The 17,864-nt window shown below is 64.8% G+C and carries 17 protein-coding genes; 9 read left to right on the top strand and 8 right to left on the bottom strand.

Annotated elements, in window-relative coordinates; translation table 11 throughout:
• Window positions 1-28: 28 nt before the first annotated feature.
• Together ACWA7K_RS06425 and ACWA7K_RS06420 are read left to right on the top strand one after the other, a co-directional pair.
• Window positions 29-1,333, top strand: coding sequence for a hemolysin family protein (locus ACWA7K_RS06425; protein WP_456166780.1), 1,305 nt, complete (start codon window positions 29-31; stop codon window positions 1,331-1,333).
• Complete coding sequence (locus ACWA7K_RS06420) at window positions 1,330-2,097, top strand: SapC family protein (protein ID WP_456166778.1); 768 nt, start codon at window positions 1,330-1,332, stop codon at window positions 2,095-2,097. Before ACWA7K_RS06425 ends, ACWA7K_RS06420 begins: the two co-directional genes overlap by 4 nt.
• Window positions 2,098-2,109: 12 nt before the next feature.
• Here ACWA7K_RS06420 and ACWA7K_RS06415 read toward each other — a convergent pair whose 3' ends face one another.
• From ACWA7K_RS06415 to ACWA7K_RS06395, 5 genes are all read right to left on the bottom strand, one after another.
• Window positions 2,110-3,696 carry a DUF1501 domain-containing protein gene (locus tag ACWA7K_RS06415; protein ID WP_456166776.1) on the bottom strand — a complete coding sequence of 529 codons (1,587 nt, stop codon included), beginning with the start codon at window positions 3,694-3,696 and terminating at the stop codon, window positions 2,110-2,112.
• 27 nt (window positions 3,697-3,723) lie between these two features.
• Window positions 3,724-5,484, bottom strand: coding sequence for a DUF1800 domain-containing protein (locus ACWA7K_RS06410; protein WP_456166774.1), 1,761 nt, complete (start codon window positions 5,482-5,484; stop codon window positions 3,724-3,726).
• Window positions 5,485-5,629: 145 nt separating this feature from the next.
• Complete coding sequence (locus tag ACWA7K_RS06405; protein ID WP_456166772.1) at window positions 5,630-6,628, bottom strand: CapA family protein; 999 nt, start codon at window positions 6,626-6,628, stop codon at window positions 5,630-5,632.
• The gene (locus tag ACWA7K_RS06400) at window positions 6,625-7,113 is read right to left on the bottom strand and encodes a hypothetical protein (RefSeq protein ID WP_456210401.1); all 489 of its coding nucleotides are present in this window, start codon (window positions 7,111-7,113) and stop codon (window positions 6,625-6,627) included. Before ACWA7K_RS06400 ends, ACWA7K_RS06405 begins: the two co-directional genes overlap by 4 nt.
• Complete coding sequence (locus ACWA7K_RS06395) at window positions 7,103-7,597, bottom strand: Crp/Fnr family transcriptional regulator (protein ID WP_456166768.1); 495 nt, start codon at window positions 7,595-7,597, stop codon at window positions 7,103-7,105. The genes ACWA7K_RS06400 and ACWA7K_RS06395 overlap by 11 nt, the downstream gene beginning before the upstream one ends.
• 102 nt (window positions 7,598-7,699) lie before the next feature.
• Between ACWA7K_RS06395 and ACWA7K_RS06390 the strand changes: the two genes are divergently transcribed.
• Together ACWA7K_RS06390 and ACWA7K_RS06385 are read left to right on the top strand one after the other, a co-directional pair.
• Entirely contained in the window at window positions 7,700-9,064 is a 1,365-nt protein-coding gene (locus ACWA7K_RS06390) for a class I SAM-dependent methyltransferase (RefSeq protein WP_456166766.1), read from the top strand.
• Window positions 9,065-9,077: 13 nt separating this feature from the next.
• Window positions 9,078-9,263: a hypothetical protein gene (locus ACWA7K_RS06385; RefSeq protein ID WP_456166764.1), complete on the top strand. Its 186-nt coding sequence runs from the start codon at window positions 9,078-9,080 to the stop codon at window positions 9,261-9,263.
• Window positions 9,264-9,697: 434 nt separating this feature from the next.
• Here the strand turns inward: ACWA7K_RS06385 and ACWA7K_RS06380 are convergent, their stop codons facing one another.
• Window positions 9,698-10,894 (bottom strand): IS256 family transposase, encoded by a 1,197-nt coding sequence (locus tag ACWA7K_RS06380; RefSeq protein WP_456166762.1) that lies wholly within the window; start codon window positions 10,892-10,894, stop codon window positions 9,698-9,700.
• Window positions 10,895-11,843: 949 nt separating this feature from the next.
• On the opposite strand from ACWA7K_RS06380, the gene ACWA7K_RS06375 reads away from it, so the two are divergent.
• The 4 genes from ACWA7K_RS06375 (at window position 11,844) to ACWA7K_RS06360 (ending at window position 14,821) form a co-directional block, all read left to right on the top strand.
• Window positions 11,844-12,284: a hypothetical protein gene (locus tag ACWA7K_RS06375; RefSeq protein ID WP_456210399.1), complete on the top strand. Its 441-nt coding sequence runs from the start codon at window positions 11,844-11,846 to the stop codon at window positions 12,282-12,284.
• A gap of 86 nt (window positions 12,285-12,370) precedes the next feature.
• Entirely contained in the window at window positions 12,371-13,333 is a 963-nt protein-coding gene (locus ACWA7K_RS06370; protein WP_456166758.1) for a hypothetical protein, read from the top strand.
• A gap of 68 nt (window positions 13,334-13,401) precedes the next feature.
• Window positions 13,402-13,794: a hypothetical protein gene (locus ACWA7K_RS06365; protein ID WP_456166756.1), complete on the top strand. Its 393-nt coding sequence runs from the start codon at window positions 13,402-13,404 to the stop codon at window positions 13,792-13,794.
• 598 nt (window positions 13,795-14,392) lie between these two features.
• Window positions 14,393-14,821 carry a hypothetical protein gene (locus ACWA7K_RS06360; protein WP_456166754.1) on the top strand — a complete coding sequence of 143 codons (429 nt, stop codon included), beginning with the start codon at window positions 14,393-14,395 and terminating at the stop codon, window positions 14,819-14,821.
• A gap of 251 nt (window positions 14,822-15,072) precedes the next feature.
• Here the strand turns inward: ACWA7K_RS06360 and ACWA7K_RS06355 are convergent, their stop codons facing one another.
• The gene (locus tag ACWA7K_RS06355; protein ID WP_456210397.1) at window positions 15,073-15,267 is read right to left on the bottom strand and encodes a hypothetical protein; all 195 of its coding nucleotides are present in this window, start codon (window positions 15,265-15,267) and stop codon (window positions 15,073-15,075) included.
• Window positions 15,268-15,336: 69 nt separating this feature from the next.
• Between ACWA7K_RS06355 and ACWA7K_RS06350 the strand changes: the two genes are divergently transcribed.
• On the top strand, window positions 15,337-16,437 hold the full coding sequence (locus tag ACWA7K_RS06350; protein ID WP_456210395.1) for an HNH endonuclease: 1,101 nt from the start codon (window positions 15,337-15,339) through the stop codon (window positions 16,435-16,437).
• 141 nt (window positions 16,438-16,578) lie between these two features.
• On the opposite strand, the gene ACWA7K_RS06345 is transcribed toward ACWA7K_RS06350, so the two are convergent.
• Window positions 16,579-17,796 carry a Fic family protein gene (locus tag ACWA7K_RS06345; RefSeq protein WP_456166748.1) on the bottom strand — a complete coding sequence of 406 codons (1,218 nt, stop codon included), beginning with the start codon at window positions 17,794-17,796 and terminating at the stop codon, window positions 16,579-16,581.
• Window positions 17,797-17,864: the final 68 nt, after the last annotated feature.

Here is a 17,864-nt window from a genome sequence, read left to right as displayed (position 1 = left end):
CTGGCGCGAATGCTGCTTCGTGCCCGCCATGGACCTTGCATTGCTCGTTTTCCTGATCCTGTTGAATGGCGTCTTCGCCATGTCGGAGATGGCCCTGTCGACCAGCCGGAAGGCGCGGCTGCAGGTGCTGGTCGAGTCGGGTGATCGGGGCGCAGGGGTGGCACTGGCACTGCACGACAACCCGACCCAGTTCCTGTCGACGGTGCAGATCGGCATCACGTCGATCGGCGTGCTGAACGGCATCGTCGGCGACGCCGCCTTCTCGGCGCCGTTCGCCCACTGGATCACGACGACCTTCGAATCGGTCTCGCACAGCGTGGCCGATGTCGCCGCCACCGCGCTGGTGGTCGTCACCATCACCTTCCTGACGATCATCTTCGGCGAGCTCGTCCCCAAGCGTGTCGGCCAGCTCTACCCGGAGACCGTCGCCCGCCTGACCGCCCAGCCGATGAACTGGCTGTCGATCGGCGCGCGGCCCTTCGTGCGGCTGCTGTCGACCTGCACGCAGACCATCCTGAAGCTGATCGGCGTGCGCGACACCGGCAGCCGGGGCGTGACCGAAGAGGAGATCGCCGCCAGCCTCGAGGAAGGCCTGGATGCCGGCGTGATCGAGGCCCACGAGCACCAGATGGTGCGCAACGTCTTCCGACTCGATGACCGCCAGATCGGCAGCATGATGATCCCGCGCGGCGACATCGCCTGGCTCGAAGCCAGCGCGCCGCGCGAGCAGATCCTGGCCGTGCTGGCCGAACACGGCCACTCGCGCTACCCCGTCTGCCGGGGCGGGCTCGATGACGTGATGGGCGTCGTCAAGTCGCAGCTGCTGCTGATGCAGCTGGCGCGCAGCGACGAGCTGTCGTTGCAGGACGCCCTGCAGCCGGCCGTCTTCGTGCCCGAGACGCTGTCGGGCATGGAGCTGCTGGAGCACTTCCGCGGCTCCGAGGTGCAGATGGTTTTCGTGGTCGACGAGTACGGCGTCGTGCAAGGCGTGATTACTTTGCGCGACGTGCTGGAGGCGATCACCGGAGAATTCACGCCGGCTCAGGCTGAGGATGCCTGGGCGGTCCAACGCGAGGACGGCTCCTGGCTGGTCGATGGCCTGATCCCGGTGCCCGAGCTGAAGGACCGCCTCGGACTCAAGCAGCTGCCCGATGAGGATCGCGGGCGCTACAACACCCTGGCCGGCATGATCATGCTGCTGCTCGGCCGACTGCCGCAGACCACCGATGTCGTCACCTGGGACGAGTGGCGGTTCGAGGTGGTCGACCTGGACGGCAAGCGCGTGGACAAGGTGCTGGCCAGTCGACAACAGGACTCTGGAGAGAACGATTGACTGAAGCATTGAACGGCACGGCCACCCCGGCCACCCAGCGCGTCGCGCTGGTCGACCGCAAGCGTCACGCCGGCAAGCGCGTGCGCCCGATCGCCGACTGGGCCTTTGCCCGCGACGCCAACGCGGTGCCGCTGACCGCCGTGGAATTCAGCGAGGCCGCGCGCGAGATGCCGATCGGCTTCGTCTACGCCGGCAAGGGCGCCGACGACAAGCCGCGCATCGTGCCAATGGCGCTGATGGGCCTGCGCGAGAAGGACAACTTGCTGGTCACGGCCGATGGCCGCTGGGACGCCCACTTCGTCCCCGCGACGCTGCGCCGCTACCCCTTCGCCTACGTGCGCACGCAGGGCGGCGACCAGCTGTCGCTGGTGATCGACGAGAGCTACGGCGGTCTCAACGACAGCGACGGCGAGCTGATGATCTCGGCCGACGGCGAACCGACCGACTACCTGCAGCAGATCATGCGGTTCCTGGACCGCTACGAGCTCGAACAGCAGCGCACCGAGCAGTTCTGCGCCCGCCTGGTCGAACTCGAACTGCTGCGCGGGGCCGAGATCAAGGGCGACCTGCCCGGCGGCGACAAGGTCAACGCGACCGGCTTCTTCATGGTCGACGAGGACAAGCTCAACAAGCTGCCCGACGCCGAGGTGCTGGCGCTGCACCGCAGCGGCATGCTGGCGCTGATCCACACCCACCTGGTCGCGATGGGCCAGGTGCAGGCGCTGGCCCAGCGCCTGGAAGGCCGCAAGCCTGCCAAGGCCTGACGCGGCCGGCCCTCAGGCCATGAAGCCGAGGTTGCGCACGCTGGCGTCGAAGTTGGCGAGGTTGGGGAAGATGCGGCCCAGGTCGGTCGCCCCGACTCCCATCCAGCCGGCCAGCGTCGCGCCCATCTGATCGACCGAGGTGGTCGGCAGCAGCGCGCCGTTGCGCAGCTGGTCGGGGCTGCTGTCGAAGTCGTTGTTGGCCGTGTTCTTCGGGCCCAGCGTCGGCCAGACCCCATGCAGCCCCGCCTGCACCGCGCCGCCCATGACGAGGTGGTGGGCGCCCCAGCCGTGGTCGGTGCCATCGCCGTTGCTGGTGAAGGCGCGGCCGAAATCGGAGGCGGTGAAGGTCGTCACGTTGGCCGACTGGCCGAGCGCGGCCAGCACGTTGTCGAAGTAGTTCAGGCCGTGGTCGAGCTGCGCCAGCAGTTCGGCATGGCGGCGGTTCTGGCCGTCGTGGGTGTCGAAGCCGCCCAGCGTCACGAAGAACACCTGCCGGGTGATGCCCAGCGCCGGCGCGGCCTGCACGCAGCGCGCCACCATCTGCAGCTGGCGGGCCAGGCCGTTGGCGGCCACCGCGCCGGTCAGCGGATGGGTCCAGCGCAGCAGCGGATCGGCATCGGCCGAATAGGTCGCCGTGCCGCTGACCGGCGTGCCCCACGGCGCCATGCCGGCGGCCTGCAGCGCGGCGCTGAGCGAGGCCTCGGCGTCGATCGAACGCCGCACCACGTCGCCGTGATCGAGCGCCAGCAGGTTCGAGACGCGCCGGCTGCCATCGGCGCGGGTGCCGGTCATCACGCGTTCCATCGCGGCGCGGGCCTGGGTCGAACCGAACAGCGTCGTGCCGGTCCCGCCGATGCGGATCGCGCCGTTGTTGCTGAGCTGGTACTGGCGCGCCTGTTCGCCGGCCAGCCAGATGCTGGCGCCGCTGATCGACACCGACGTGAACATCGCCTGCGTGTTGCCGCCCATCAGCGCATCGGCGATGCGCCCGCCCCAGCCGCTGCGCGCACCTTCGGGCGACAGCGCCTGCCACCAGTTCTGCTGGTCGTTGTGGCTGAACAGCTTGGGCGGCCGGGCATGGCTCGGGCTGGCGTACTGCGCCTTGGTGGTCGGGCGGATCAGCGGCCCGACGTTGGCGACGATCGCCAGCCGGCGCCGCGTGTCGTGGATCTGCGCCAGCTGCGACAGGCACGGGTGCAGCGCCAGCCCTGCCCCCGTGATCGCCAGCGGCCGCACGCCGCCCAGCCGCGCCAGCACGCCAGCCGTGGGTGACGTGTCGGCGGGCGTGCCGGCCGCCAGCAGCGCCAGGCTGTCGGGCGCCTGGTTGCGCACCGTCTGGTAGGCCGCCCAGGGCGCCGTGCGGGTGTCCAGCACGGTGTTGCAGGCGTCGTTGCCGCCGGCCAGGAAGACACACACCAGCGCCTTGTAGCCGCCCGCCGTCTGGGCCGACACCTGCGAGCTGGCGGCCAGCAGCGTGGCCAGCGGCAAGGCACCGGGCGTCACGCCCGCGCCCAGCGCGGCGAGCTGGCGCAGGAAGGTGCGGCGGGCCTGCGGTCCGAGGCCGCGCAGCGGGTCGTCGTGTCGGGTCGATCGGGTCATGGCGTCGGGCTCTCGTTCGGGTCTGGATCAGGACTGCAGCAACCATTCCGGCGACACCATCGCCAGGTAGACCGCCAGCCGCAGCCGGTTGCGCAGCGCGTTGTCGCGCGTGGCAGCGTTGGTGGGCGTCAGCACCGGCACCGTCACGCTGGTGACGGCCGCGACGATCTCGTCGCGCAGGGCGGCCGGCATCGCGCCGCCGAACAGCCGCGCATCGACCCAGGCGACCAGGCCGGCCGGCTGCTCGGCGCGGCCGATGTCGGCATCCAGCGGGATCTGCACGTCGCGCAGCGTCTGGCCGGCCGGCACGTCGCCGACGCCGTTGCTCTGCAGGGCGCTGCGCAGGTAGTTGGCGTAGCCGGCCACGCTGGTCTCGTGGCTGATCTGCATCTCCGGCACCGTCAGCCCGAGCGCCCCGGCGCGCGAGTTCGGCGGCACGTAGCCGGGCCGGTAGAAGTTGAAGACCGATGGCGAGCGCCACGGCGTCTGGCCCAGCGACGTGGCCGGATCGTCGGTGTTGCCGATCCGCCAGGTGCCGGTGATCGACCGCGCGCCGAAGGCCCGCAGCAGCCGCGCCAGCCGCAGCACCGGCTCGCGCAGCCTGCCGGCCTCGACGGCGGCCGGATCGGGCGCGCGGCGCGCTTCCGGGTCCAGCAGGATGGCCTTGACCACCGCCCCCAGGTTGCCGCCGCTGCCGTTGAACACGGCCGAGATGCGCGCCACGTAGGCGGGGCTCGGGTTGCTGGTGACCAGCCGCTGGATCAGCTGCCGGCCGATGAAGGGCGCGACGTTCGGGTGCGACGCCAGCCGGTCGAGCGCACGGTCCAGGCTGGCCTGCGCGTTCGGCGAGCTGCCCTGGTCGGCGATGCTGGTGTCGAGGAAGGCCTTGACCCCGGTCGAGTGGAAGCGGCTGTACGGGACCATCGGCTTGACCCAGGCATCCGGATCGGGCGACGGCGCGGTGCTCCAGCCGAAGAAGCAGGCGTTGCCCTGGTCGCCACAGGCCAGGCTCCAGCCGGTGAAGACCCGCGCCAGGCCGCTGACGTCGCTGGCGTCGTAGGTCTCGATCGGCGTGGTGCCGTTGCGCCGCACGCTGCCATCGGGGTTCAGCTCGACCAGGCCGATCGAGAACAGCTGCATCACCTCGCGGGCGTAGTTCTCGTCGGGCACCCGGCCGGTCGCCGGGTCGTCCTTCTGGTTGCGCAGGTGCGAGAGGTAGGCGCCCATCACCGGGCTCAGCGAGACCTGCCGCAGCAGCTCGCGGAAGCTGCCCAGCCCGGTCGTGGCGAGCAGGTCGTGGTAGGCCATGACGCCGCGCGGGCGCTCGCCGACGGTCGAGTCGGCGGCCGAGACGACAAAGATCTGCGCCAGCGCCCAGGCCACGCGCTGGCGCAGCTGGTCGGGCGCCGTGACGGCGTTGCGCCAGAAGGCGTACTGGACCTCGTTGCGGCTGACCACCGTCGGGTCGACCGCCCGGTTGGCCGCGTCCAGCGTGTCCCAGTAGGCCCGCGCCGACGTCGCCGGCATCGCCAGCTGGGCGTCGATCCAGCCCCCGGCGCCGAGCTTGCGGACGTTGGCGATCTCGGCCTCGGTCGCGCCGAAGCTGGCCTGGTCGAGGAACCGCACGGCTTCGGCATCCGACTGGATCGGCACCTCCTGGCTGGTCGACGAGCCGCCGCCGCAGCCCGTCACGGGCACCAGCAGGGCGGCGGCCAGCAGCAGGCCGGCGACGGTGCGGACGGGGCCGGTACGCGCAAGCGGACGGTGAAGACTTCGATCGAGGCACATCGGGCAGACCCAGCGTGGTGGATGCGCCGATCTTGCGTGGTCGGACCTCGCCAAAAGCGTGAATCCTTGGCAGCTGATACCGCCGTTCCAAGCCCTTACCGATGTCACGCGCCGCACCCCCGCGAGCGCGGGATGGCGCGACGGCTCAGCGCACCGGCTGGCCGGCGCGGCAGCTGCGCACCGTCGCCCAGGCGCGCCGGCCGCAGGGCGTTGCAGCCGACAGGTCGGGCGTCGGCGTGCCGGCCTCGTCCATGCGTGCCAGCACGGTGTGCCAGGACCGCACGCCGCGGCGGTCGAGCGTCAGCTCCAGCAACCAGCCCTCGCGCGCGGCGGGCAGCTCGAAGCCGTCGAACACGAAATTGCCCAGGCTCCAGATGATCGGCTTGCCCCGGTAGACGTCCGCCCCCTGCGTGACATGCGGATGCCCGCCGACGACCGCATCGGCCCCCGCGTCGATCATCCGGCGCGCCAGCGCACGCTGGCGCGCGTCGGGCTGCGGCTCGCGTTCCCAGCCCCAGTGCATGAAGGGGATGACCAGGTCGGCGCCGGCACGGCGGGCGGCGCGGATGTCGGCCACGACATGGCGGTCCTCGCTCCAGGCGATGCCGGGCCAGTCCGGGCCGGCCTCGAAGCGGCGCGGCTTGAACTCGTTGTAGCCCAGCACGGCGATGCGCAGCCCGCCGCGTTGCAGCCACAGCGGCCGGTGCGCCTCGTGCAGGTTGCGGCCACCGCCGAAGGGCTCGATGCCGGCGGCGCGGACCTGGTCCAGCGTCTCCAGGAAAGCCGCCGGGCCGTAGTCGCCCGAGTGGTTGTTCGACACCGCCAGCGCGTCGAAACGCCCCTTCAGCACGCGCATCGCGGCCGGGTCGGCGCGGAAGGTGTAGATCTTGTTGTCGAGCGGCGTGCCGGTCGTCGCCACCGGCAGTTCGAGGTTGCCGATGCGCGCATCGGCCGCCCGCAACCACGGATCGAAGGCCACCAGCGGATCACCGCCGGCGGCGATCGTGCGGCCCGGCCCGTCGTCGAGCATCAGGTCGCCGACGAACAGCAGCCGGACCGGCGGCGGTGCCTCGGCGCGGGCCGGTGCCGACAGCAGACCGGCCAGCCCCGCCAGCAGCAGGATCGTCAGGAAGCGCGTGTTCATCGGGCCTCCTGAGCGGGCATGCGTTCGACGGTGCGTTCGCCGGTGCGTTCACCGATCCGTTCACACCAGTACTGCAGCTCCCCGTCGCGCATCGGCTCGTAGACCCGGTTCAGGCCGGTGTAGCCGCCGCTGCGGCCGGCCGTGGCGTTCGCGGGCGGCCAGGCCACGTCGAGCTGGTGGATCAGCACCGGCGCGTCGCCCCGGTCGGCATAGACATAGGCCTTGAAGGCGGCCAGATCGGCGCCAGGCGCCTCGCGGCGGGTCTGCAGCACGAAGCGGATCAGGAAGTAGGACCCGACCGCCACGGTCGGCACCGCATGCGGGTCGGCCACGGCCGCGACGGCATGGTCGACCGTCTCGCCGCCATAGGTGACATGGCAGGTGGCCAGCGGCCGGGCGCTGGCCGAGGTGGCGATCAGCAGGGCCAGGATCAGCAAGATCAGTGGCGAGATCAGGCGTGCGAGGTTCATGGTGTCAGAGGGCATGGAAGACCGTGTCGACCGTCGTCGGGCCGTCGCCGACGGTCGCACGGAACAGCTGTTCGTCGGTCGCCCGCAGGCGCCGGCAGACCTCGCGGCCGAGGTTCATCTGGATCAGCGCGAACTGCTCGGGGTCGTGCTCGAACAGCCGCAGCAGGTCGTCGGGCGAGATCTCGATCGCCGAGCAGTCCGTCTCGGCCCGCACCGAGGCGTTGCGCGGCGACGGATCCATCAGCGCCATCTCGCCGAACACGTCGCCAGGGCCGAGCGTGCGCAGCCGGTAGTCGTGGTCCTGCCAGCGCTTGCGGACCTCGACCGTGCCGGACTCCAGCACGTACATCGAGCAGGCGTCATCGCCCTGGCGGAAGAAGTAGCGCCCTGCTTGCACCTGGCGCACCCGCAAGGGCGTCAGCAGGTCGTCGATCGCCTTCGCGCTGACCGCCCCGAACACGGGCATGGCCTGGAGGCGTTCGATGCGCTGGTGGTTCATGGCGGGTCTCCTGCTGTCGTGCCCGGCTTCGACCGTCCGGGCGGAGCGTCAAGATAGCGCGGCCGGCGACGTCCCGACAGGGGCTGCAACGACAATCGCGCGATGTTCACGAACCTGATACCCGACGTACCCGCCGTACCCGATGCCGCCGCCAAGCCCGATGACCGCGCCCGTTTCCTGCGGCTGCTGGAGACGGCCACGCTCGGCGGCGACGGCTCGGCCGATCCGCTGCAGCGGCTGATCCTGAGCCAGCACCACGGCGAACCGGCCGACCTGGACCGGCTGATCGTCCGCCCGCTGCGCCTGCGCGGCGAACCGGCGCTGCAGTTCGTCTGGCGCCACGCCACCCGCGACATCACCAAGAACCTGTCGCCCACCGAGGGCCTGGCGCTGATCGGGCGGCTGCTGGCGCCGCAAGAGACGGACGCGGACGGCCTGGGCAGCTTCGCCCACGCCCACCTCGACACCCGCCGCCACGAGATCCAGTTCGGCGCGCGCCGCAAGGGCGCCGGCTGGAAGTTCCGGCTGCAGGTCGGCAAGCGCCAGCAGCCTGCGGGCTCCGGCAACGAGTCGGCCGAAGCCGAGTCGGCCAGCCTGTCGACGTCACCGGCGGACGTCGCCAGCGACGAACACAACCGCACCAAGCACCGCCTGCTCGACATCGCCCAGCCCGCCTGGGTCGACCTGGGCCTGGCCACGGCCGACGCCCGGCTGGTGCCGTCGATGGCGCGCAAGTGGAAGCAGATCAACCGCTTCACCGAGATCTTCGCGGACGCCCTCGCCCGCTCGCCGCTGGCCGCCCCCGAGCGCGTCGCGGCCGGCGAGCCGGTGCGTGTCATCGACTTCGGCTGCGGCAAGGGCTACCTGACCTTCGCGATGCACCAGTGGCTGGTCGCCCAGGGCCGCCGCGCCGAGGTCACCGGCGTCGAGCTGCGCCAGGAACTCGTCACGCTGTGCGACGCCAGCGCCCGCCGCCACGGCCACGACGGCCTGCGCTTCGACGCCGGCGACGTCCGCCACTACACCCCGCCCCAGCTCGACGTGATGGTCGCCCTGCACGCCTGCGACATCGCCACCGACTACGCCATCGACCTGGGCCTGCGCGCGGGCGCGTCGATCATCATGTGCTCGCCGTGCTGCCACAAGGAACTGCGCGGCCAGCTCCAACCCCCCGGCCCGCTGCGCGCCCTGCTGCGCCACGGCGTCCACCTGGGCCTGGAAGCCGAAATGGTCACCGACAGCCTGCGCGCCCTGCTGCTCGACGCGGCGGGCTACGACACCCAGGTCTTCGAGTTCGTGTCGCTGGAACACACCAACAAGAACAAGATGATCCTCGCTGTCCGCCGCCCCCGCCCCGATGCGGGCCACGCCCAGCGGATCCACAAGCAGATTGCGGAGATCAAGGCGTTTTATGGGATTCGGGAGCAGTGTCTGGAGAGGTTGGTGGGGGAGCGGGTGGGGGCTTGATTTGGGGGATTCGATGAGTTCGATCGGTGATGGCGACGGATGCGTGATCGGCGGGTTGGTGTCGGCGGACGACGATGAAGGCATGAGGCAGGTTCATGTCGATCGCCTGCAGAACACGCTGATGGCGACCACTACACAAGCCGAGCAGTCCGGCCTGACGCCGGATGCACTGGACGAGTTGCTGAGTGACGAGTCCTGAGGGACGGGGCGAAAGGCAAGGTCACGTCGGCCACTGGAGCCGAGATGGCGACGACGACAAGTTCATCGCGGTGGCACTGAAGGTGAGCGTGACGCCGGCGCAGGCTTTAACCGACCTGGGCCTTGGCCTGGGCTGACGGGCCTGGGCAAGCGGCGTTCGAAGCGCGTGTTTCTTGCGCGACTGGGCCAGGTTCGGTGCCCAAGCTGTCGTGCAGCAACCGGAAGCGCACTCGCGACTAATCCAGCAGGCGAACGTACTTCAACGTCAGCAGCGCCTCGACTGAATCCACGGGTCGTGAAACCGCACGCCCTGGTCGCTGAACCTGTCGCGTAAACACCATCATTGCCACCCTTGGCAAGCCAGCGCACTGTCGGGTGATGTCCCAGCGCGTGGTGTAAGTCCACAGCCCGGACAGGCTGGGATGCGCGGGTTACTCAGCGTGCCACTGCAGACAGCCGAGTCGGGACAGTATCACTGAGGGCCTGCAGGCCTTCGAGCTGCATGTAGCGCCGGGTCAGGCTCCACTCGTCGTTCTGCTCGAGCATCATGGCCCCGACCAGTCGAGTGATGGCGTTGTCATTGGGGAAGATGCCCACGACGTTGGTCCTGCGCTTGATCTCCGCGTTGAGCCTCTCCAGCGGGTTGGTGCTGTAGATCTGTGGCCAATGCGCCCTGGGGAAACCCATGAAGGCCAGCACGTCGTTCTCGGCCTCGTCCATCATGGCGCTGAGCTTGGGCAGCTTCTCGCGGAACTGGTCGGCCACGCTGCGCCATTGCATCCTTGCCGCCTCGGCCGTCTCCTGCACGAACACCGTGCCGATGGCCGCGCTCACCATACGCCGCTGCGTCTTGTTGGCATAGGCCAGGACGTTGCGCATGAAGTGCACGCGGCATCGCTGCCAAGTGGCCTTGAGCGTCTTTGCCGCGGCCGCCTTGATGCCTTCGTGGCTGTCGCTGATGACGAGCTTGACGCCCCGCAGTCCGCGTCGGTTCAGGCTGCGCAAGAACTCGGTCCAGAACGGCTCTGCCTCGCTGGCCCCGACCTTGATGCCCAGCACCTCACGCTGCCCCTCGGTGTTCACGCCCACAGCCACTATCACCGCGACACTCACGATGCGGCCCGCCTCGCGCGTCTTCACGTAGGTGGCGTCGATCCAGAGGTACGGCCAGTCGCCTTCGATCTGCCGGTTCAAGAACGCGCCGACACGCTCGTCGAGTTCGGCGCAAAGGCGCGACACCTGGCTCTTGGACACGCCGCTCATGCCCATGGCCTTGACCAGGTCGTCCACCGAGCGCGTGGAGATGCCCTTGATGTAAGCCTCCTGGATCACCGCCGTGAGCGCCTTCTCGGCGGTTCTGCGCGGCTCCAGGAACTCGGGGAAGTAGTTGCCTTGGCGCAGCTTGGGGATCTTGAGTTCGACACTGCCGGCACGCGTCTCCCAGGTGCGATCCCGGAAGCCGTTGCGGCTGTTCAAACGCTCAGCGCTCTTCTCGTCGTAGCCGGCGCCGCAGCGCCCCTCGACGTCGATCTCCATGAGCCTCTGGGCCATGAACTGCACCATCTGGCGCAGCACATCAACGTCGGCTCCCTTCTCGGCCAGTTCGGCCAATGCCATAGTGGAGGTGGTCATCGTGATTTCCTTTGGACAAGGGTTGGTGGGTCGCACCTCAACCTTATCCGGGACCACGATGGCCACCCTCTACGGGCCGCCTCGCCTAAAAACTTACACCACCTCGCGGGGCATCACCCACTGTCGACAGAATCGTCAGCAAATGCCGATTTTCACGGCGGACTCAGGACCACATAAACATGTAGTCAACAAGGGAAAAAACAGATGCGTCAAGCATATGGGACACGTCATGTGGACCCGATTAGGGCGACAGTTGCGGCGCTAGGCGACAGTGTGGTGTTGTCTACAACACGTTAGGCCTCACAATCGCATCGCAGTGGCTTACCACTGCAATCAATTTAATTTCACAGAGCAAAGCGGAACGGTATGTTTGAATTCATTGGTATTGCAGTCGTAGCGTGGGTTGTGTTTTCGATCATTAGAGGTCTACTCAGAGCGAGAAAAGGAAGCAGTAGTACCGAATTCGGACTGGAGGCCAGAAGAATTGCAACGCAAGAATTGTTTGTGCCAGACCAGTACTACAACTACATGACCACTGGCCACATGGATGCTTTGAAGCAGCAAGCTTTGGTGCTACGAGACAACTCCATAGAGTACAAACGAACAAGCTGGCCGAGACTTTTAGCACTTAGCCTTTATACATGGTTTCATAACGATTGCCGGAAGTTCTATAACGACGATCCGACTCGAGTACAACTATTCAGACAATTGCACATTGAGCCGGGTGTAATCGCAACAACGTTGATGCAAGATCTTCCAGAGACACTTTTTGCACACGCCTAGTGAGGCCTAACAGGTCGCTCAACCGGCATTTTGTGGCGGGCCGGGTTTGGGCGAGAATGAAATGAAGCCCAAACCCGGCCCGCCACAAAATGCCGGTTAGCTGCAACGTTAGGCCGCAAAAGTCCGGTCCTTCTTCGCGCAACATCAAGTCAACAAGTTCACAACCATGCACAGTGCGCGAGATCTACCCGACCTTGAAGCGCTCATTCATTGCGCGCGTAACCAAATCCTTCCTCTTGCGACAACCGGAAGCGAGGTTCAAGCCGTTGGAGAGTTTTGGGAAGCGATCGACCTCTGGAATGAAGGGCGCGAAAATGAAGTGGAGGTTAATGTCTCAATTGGCGTCTTCTGCAAGGAAGGCGATCCAGAAGAATTCCTAGAACATCTCCATGTCGACGTTCGCGTCAGTGAGAGTGCAGTTGAGTTCAGCACACTTCGGAGAACCTGGACAAAGGAAGACGGTTCCGACCATCACAGCGAAGTACTTGCTGTGCTATCCAAGGGCACGCGCCTTAGCGAGTCAGGACTCGCCAAGTGGAACCAGTTGCTCGAAGAAGTCGTTCGCTACGACTCATGCAGAGTGAGTGTCTCCCGTGATCATTTGTAGTAACTCGGCCGCATCCGCAATTCTCCAGGCTGGTCCTTCGGCAACACCAAATGTTGGGCTGCGGCCTAACTCAAACGTTGGGCGTCATGACTCGCTATCTCGACACCATCCCACATCCTTGGACGCCCGACGTCATCCAAACGGCCATCTTCAAAGACTTCTCGGATGCGAGAGCGGCAATCGAGGAGACCGAAGGCGGGCAACTATGGCGCTCGCTCCAGGAATTGGACGAGTCTGTCTATGTGCTCGAGACGAACATCTCCGACCTGTTGGACGAGATTTCGCTGTTCTCAGACCGTAGCAAGAATCCCGCCTTCTGGCACCAAGGAGACGGAAGCGAAGCCGAACGCCATACCCTTGAGGTGAAACGCAAGATGGCGAACTCCACAGCCGCCCTGATGGCGCTCGTTGAGCATGCTCGGAACTTTACGCGCGTTTCGCCAGTTCCGGACTACACCGAGGAACTCAAGAGGCACTTCGTACCGCCGGGCTTACACGACTTTCTCCAGTGCCTTCGCAACTACAACACGCATTGGCGCATCGCCCAAGCGAACTGGACCATCTCGTATGGGCAAGGGAAGAACTCTAGGACTGCGCGCTTCCATATGGCCAAAACTGAACTCCTGAGCTGGGACGGTTGGACGGCTAAGGCAAAGGACTACATAAGCGGCATTGATAAGTCGCTAGACCTCTACGAGGTCTTCTCGACCTACCGAAGTCATGTTCAGAAGTTCTACGCTTGGCACCGGGGAGCGGTGCTGCGCCAGTACAACGACAAATTGCGGCCCTGCCTGGTATACAAACGTCTCTTCCAAGGAATCAGCAAGAAGTTCAACTGGAACCTGCTGATTTCACACGCCCCTAAGGGGCTGAATCCACTTCAGTATCTATCGCAGTACTTGCCGCCGCATGCGATCGAACGCGTTCTCGCCCTTCCCCATCAAAGCAAGGAGCAAGTCGACGCGATCATTCGACTACTCGACATGGACGAGTTCTGTGACGACGCCCTTCGGATTAAGGTGTACGGCCTATTCGGCGTGGCGGAATGAGACCAATCCATTACAGAAACTTTCATTCGTTAGACCTCACATCCAATTCCCAAGCCCCCCACCCGCCCATGAATATTTCATCTGCACCCATCGCCAATGCCGAGCAATTCAAGAAGGCCCTGCTGTCGCTCCGAGACAAGGGACTGCCCGACACCCACCTGAAGATGCTCCAGGCTCAGGCGAAGGCTGATGGCGGCAAGATCACCGCAACAAGACTCGCAGAAGTAGCAGAGTACGAGAACTACAACGCAGCGAACCTGCAGTACGGGACGCTCGCGTTCAATCTTGGCGCATTCATCGACTACACACCGCCAAAGCGGAAAGATGGAAGCCCCATGTGGTGGACTGTCCTTTCATACGCCATCGACGGCAGTTCCGATCCCGACACCGGTCACTTTCAGTTCGTCATGAGGCCGGAGCTGCTGGCGGCGCTACGAGAGATGAAGTGGGTTCGTCCATAGCACATCGTCGCGCACCGGGATGGGGATATCCCTTTCATTCGCTAGATGCCGCAGGAGGCATTGTGCTAGAAACACGATTTATTGGTTCCGTTGCAGAAAGAGATATCGATTTGCTGCTTCTCGAAGAACTCTCAGTAAGTGAGAAATTCAGAGAGTGGTTTTCGAATCAGACATCCGATAATTCCGATTATCAGTCGAAGATCGGAGTTTGGCATTCCGTCGTAGACGCAAGTTTGGGTGAGTCAGACTTAATCTTTGTCTACACATCGCGGTCGGGTGAACGAGTTGCAATTCTCATTGAAAACAAAATTGATGCCTCACCCAACCCGATCAAGGCAGGCGTTACAGGCAGCGCGGCCAGAAGGGAATTTCTGAAGGGTATTGGGAGCGATTTGTAACTTGCGTCATTGCTCCTAGGCGTTATCTTCAATCTTCGGTACACAACCAAGTCTATGACGTAGAAATTCCGTACGAAAATGTAGCGGACCACTTCTCTGATTCCGGGCCTGACAGCGAGCGGCGCGCATACAAGGCAACGGTCGTACAAGAAGCCATTGAGCAAAACAGGCGAGGCTATCAGCCTGAATACAGCCCAGCGATGACGAAGTTCGTTGAAGATTATTACGAGATCGCGGCAAGAGAATTCTCAGAACTTAAAATGCAAGAGGCGAAACCACGACCTAGCGGTAGCACATGGGTTATTTTCAATCCTACGGGTCTACCACGCGGTGCATATCTTTGCCACCAACTTGCTGCTGGCATGGTGAAATTATTTTTTAGCCCACCCAGTTCAATGGAGTCGGTGTCGCATCTATATGGACCGCATATCTCTCAAGAAATGAAAATAGAGCCAGCGGGAAAGTCGGTTGCAATACTCATGCAATCGCCAAAAATTGATCCTTTAAATTTGTCTGTTTCGCAGCAGCAGGAAGCAGTACGGCTCGGTTTAACAACAGCCGTAGAATTACTGAAAGTTGCGCAACGCGCAGCGGCAACAAACAATTCGTTGCAGGCACGACGGCCCTGACGGGCCGCGGCCTGAAATCAAACTACACGGGCACCCCACCTGCCTAGCAAAACCAAGCCCTGACGAATTGCGCAGCAGTTTACCTGAGAATGAGTTCTGAATCTGTCCATCGCCACGCCGACACTTCAGGGAGAACAAGGGTGCGGACTGCAAAACTACAACCGGTCTTTGTTGCAGCATTCTCGGCCGCTGACCCAGATGAAAGATGTCCGGAGGGGCTCCAGCTCGCGCCAGCGGTAGCCAACGCGTTCCTACTGCTGGGCCCAATGGTGCGCATACGAGAAGGCTTCCATGCCGCTCGTGCACATCGGAGGTTTGGCAACGGCCCCCATCAATTGATCGCTCCGCACCACCGGACGCACCAGCGCCGCCTTGTCCGCCCCATCCACGCCATTCAGCGTGAAAACGTTCTTGGCGAGATCGATGCCAACAAACACATTGGTCATGACCATCCCCTTCCGACAGGTGTGAGTTGATGAGAGTTTGCAGTACCATCGTCGCGCATCGGGACGGGGATGTCCCTCTCATTCATTAGCCGACACAAACGCGCCGCCCGAAGCCTTCCAATGTCCTTAACTCCAAAACAAGTCCGTATCCTTCAATTTCTTTCGGCTGCTGACGACTGGACGACGCGAAGGAAGATGGAGGAGTACACGGGGCCGAAAGGCTTTTCTCTAGCGCTTGGCGCACCTACAGGTGTTTTGCACGCCGATAGTCTAGAGGCGCGAGGCCTAGTCGAGCGCCGCAATGACGATACACCCTTCGAGTACCGGATAACATCGGCAGGTCGTTTGCTACTAAAGCAGTTGCAACCTGACGGAAAACCGGCGCCGAACGAAGCAACGGACGACATAGCGTCATCGATATCATCAGAAGCTGATCTTCCCGCTGTAGAAGACTACGTCCGTGCATTCTCAGAAGTCCTCCCGCTGCTTTCCGGTCCGCAACTGACAATGCTTCGCTCGCACTTTCAGGCGGAAGACGCCACTATGTCGACCCAGGAACTAGCCTTGGCAGCAGGGTTTGCGAACTCGAAACCCGTGAACATCCACTACGGTCGAGTCGGAACCAAACTTCGGGAGTTCTTCGGCCGATCCTGCGTGGTCGGCGGCCAGAAGTCCTACATCTTTGCGTACTTTGTCCCTCCGACGGAAAAATCTGAGGGTTGGAACTGGGTGCTCCACCCCGAAGTACGCGACGCGCTTCGCGAACTGCACTGCTTTGACGAGGAATTGCTGGGCGATAGCAATGCAGAAGTCGCGATTATTGCCGCCCAAGAGGGAACCTCAGTTCAGCGTTTAACGACGCATCGCCATAGAGAAAGCTCGCTTCGACTGGCCAAGTTGCAAGCTGCTCGTGCGGCCAACCCAGCGGGCCGCCTAGTTTGCGAGGTGCCCAATTGTGGCTTTGACTTTCAGGCCAGGTACGGCACATTAGGTGCTGGCTACGCTGAAGTGCATCACTTGATTCCACTGTCTGCCGCAAACGAAGCCGTTACAACAACCCTGAATGATCTTGCTGTGGTCTGCTCCAATTGCCACCGAATGATTCACAGAGGTGGCGCGTGCCGCACTCTCACCGAACTCCTTCAATTCGCGGCCTCCAGTGACGCCTAAGTGGCTGCTGAAGTACCCAACAACGAAGCACACCTGCTGCCCTTGCGCAAATCTTCGATCGTCATTCGCCCCGATTTGCGCCGCCAAGTATTCACGTCAGCCCGTTCCGGCGCACGCTGAACAGCCCATCGCTTCACCACCTCAAGAACCGCCGCTCCCCCCACCCCACCCCGGCACCGTCAACTCATACCGCAGCGCCTTGCCGAGGCCGCGTGTGCGCAGCAGGCCGCCGTTGACGAGGTCGGACAGGTCGCGGGTGGCGGTCGCCTTTGAGGCGCCGGTCATCTTCATGTACTTGGACGCGTTCAGGCCGCCGAGGAAGCCGCCGTCGCCGTCGTCCAGCAGGCGCTGGATGACCTTGCGCTGGCGGGCGTTGAGGACCCAGGCGGCGTGGGTGTGCCAGAAGCGTGACTTCTCCAAGGCCAGGTCGATGCTGCGCGCCGAGGTGTCGCATGCGGCGATGCACAGGCGGGCGAACCAGATCACCCAGGCGCTGACGTCCGTGCCGCCGTGTTGGGCCTGTTGCAGGGCGGCGTAGTAGTCGCGCCGCTGCCGCAGGATCTCGCCGGACAGGCTGCACAGGCGCACCGACAGGCCCAGTTCCTGGGCCATGGCCAGGTCCATCAGGGCACGGCCGATGCGGCCGTTGCCGTCCTCGTAGGGGTGGATCGTCTCGAACCACAGGTGCACCAGCGCCGCGCGGGCGATGCCGTCGATGGCGAGGACCGGCGGGTCGACCGGGGTGGTTCGGCCGGGCGTCGTCGCCTCGAACCAGTCCAGCAGCGCCTGCATTTCCGTCGGGACACGGCTGGACGGCGGCGCGGTGTAGTGCACGACCTCGCGCCCGGGGAAGCCGCTGACGATCTGCATGGCGTCGGCGTGGTCGCGGTAACGCCCGACGGTCAACGACGGCCCCCTGCCGGGGCCGGTCAGCCCGGACAGCGTGGACAGCGCAGACAGCGGAAAAAGCGCCTGATGCCAGCGGTGCAGCCGCTCGTGTGTCACCGGCCGCTGCGGGTCCACCGTGGCGTCCTGGGTCAGGGCGACCAGGCCGTCGACCCGTTCACTCGGCGCGGGCGAGCCTTCCGGGGTGGGCAGGCCCAGCTGGCGCATGACGGATGAACGCACCGACGCCAGGTCCAGCGTTTCGCCCTCGATCGCCGACGTGGCCATCACGTCCTGAACCCATACGTCACGCCAGAGCGGCTCGGCGTCCGGCAGGCCGACCACCTCGGCCTTGACCTGCAGGCGGTGCCAGGCGAGGCGCGCCTCCATCAAGGCAGGCGCGACTTCGGGCGCATCGGCGCGCAGCTGCGGCCAGGATGCGGATTGCCAGATCAGGTCGGATGTCGGGCTCATGAGCCGCATTCTAGAAAATACGGCTCATTTCCTGAGCTGCATTCCCCCAAAAGCGGCTCAAGCCGCCC

Source organism: Leptothrix mechoopdaensis (SeqCode), from assembly GCF_053893855.1.
This window is presented reverse-complemented; position numbering and strand designations above follow the sequence as displayed.

Bases quoted from the DNA above. Each gene is read 5' to 3' on its own strand.
- ACWA7K_RS06425 (WP_456166780.1), top strand. From the start codon at position 29: ATGGACCTTGCATTGCTCGTTTTCCTGATCCTGTTGAATGGCGTCTTC.
- ACWA7K_RS06415 (WP_456166776.1), bottom strand. From the start codon at position 3,696: ATGACCCGATCGACCCGACACGACGACCCGCTGCGCGGCCTCGGACCG.
- ACWA7K_RS06410 (WP_456166774.1), bottom strand. From the start codon at position 5,484: ATGTGCCTCGATCGAAGTCTTCACCGTCCGCTTGCGCGTACCGGCCCC.
- ACWA7K_RS06405 (WP_456166772.1), bottom strand. From the start codon at position 6,628: ATGAACACGCGCTTCCTGACGATCCTGCTGCTGGCGGGGCTGGCCGGT.
- ACWA7K_RS06400 (WP_456210401.1), bottom strand. From the start codon at position 7,113: ATGCCCTCTGACACCATGAACCTCGCACGCCTGATCTCGCCACTGATC.
- ACWA7K_RS06395 (WP_456166768.1), bottom strand. From the start codon at position 7,597: ATGAACCACCAGCGCATCGAACGCCTCCAGGCCATGCCCGTGTTCGGG.
- ACWA7K_RS06390 (WP_456166766.1), top strand. From the start codon at position 7,700: ATGTTCACGAACCTGATACCCGACGTACCCGCCGTACCCGATGCCGCC.
- ACWA7K_RS06385 (WP_456166764.1), top strand. From the start codon at position 9,078: ATGAGTTCGATCGGTGATGGCGACGGATGCGTGATCGGCGGGTTGGTG.
- ACWA7K_RS06380 (WP_456166762.1), bottom strand. From the start codon at position 10,894: ATGACCACCTCCACTATGGCATTGGCCGAACTGGCCGAGAAGGGAGCC.
- ACWA7K_RS06375 (WP_456210399.1), top strand. From the start codon at position 11,844: ATGCACAGTGCGCGAGATCTACCCGACCTTGAAGCGCTCATTCATTGC.
- ACWA7K_RS06370 (WP_456166758.1), top strand. From the start codon at position 12,371: ATGACTCGCTATCTCGACACCATCCCACATCCTTGGACGCCCGACGTC.
- ACWA7K_RS06365 (WP_456166756.1), top strand. From the start codon at position 13,402: ATGAATATTTCATCTGCACCCATCGCCAATGCCGAGCAATTCAAGAAG.
- ACWA7K_RS06360 (WP_456166754.1), top strand. From the start codon at position 14,393: ATGACGAAGTTCGTTGAAGATTATTACGAGATCGCGGCAAGAGAATTC.
- ACWA7K_RS06355 (WP_456210397.1), bottom strand. From the start codon at position 15,267: ATGACCAATGTGTTTGTTGGCATCGATCTCGCCAAGAACGTTTTCACG.
- ACWA7K_RS06350 (WP_456210395.1), top strand. From the start codon at position 15,337: ATGTCCCTCTCATTCATTAGCCGACACAAACGCGCCGCCCGAAGCCTT.
- ACWA7K_RS06345 (WP_456166748.1), bottom strand. From the start codon at position 17,796: ATGAGCCCGACATCCGACCTGATCTGGCAATCCGCATCCTGGCCGCAG.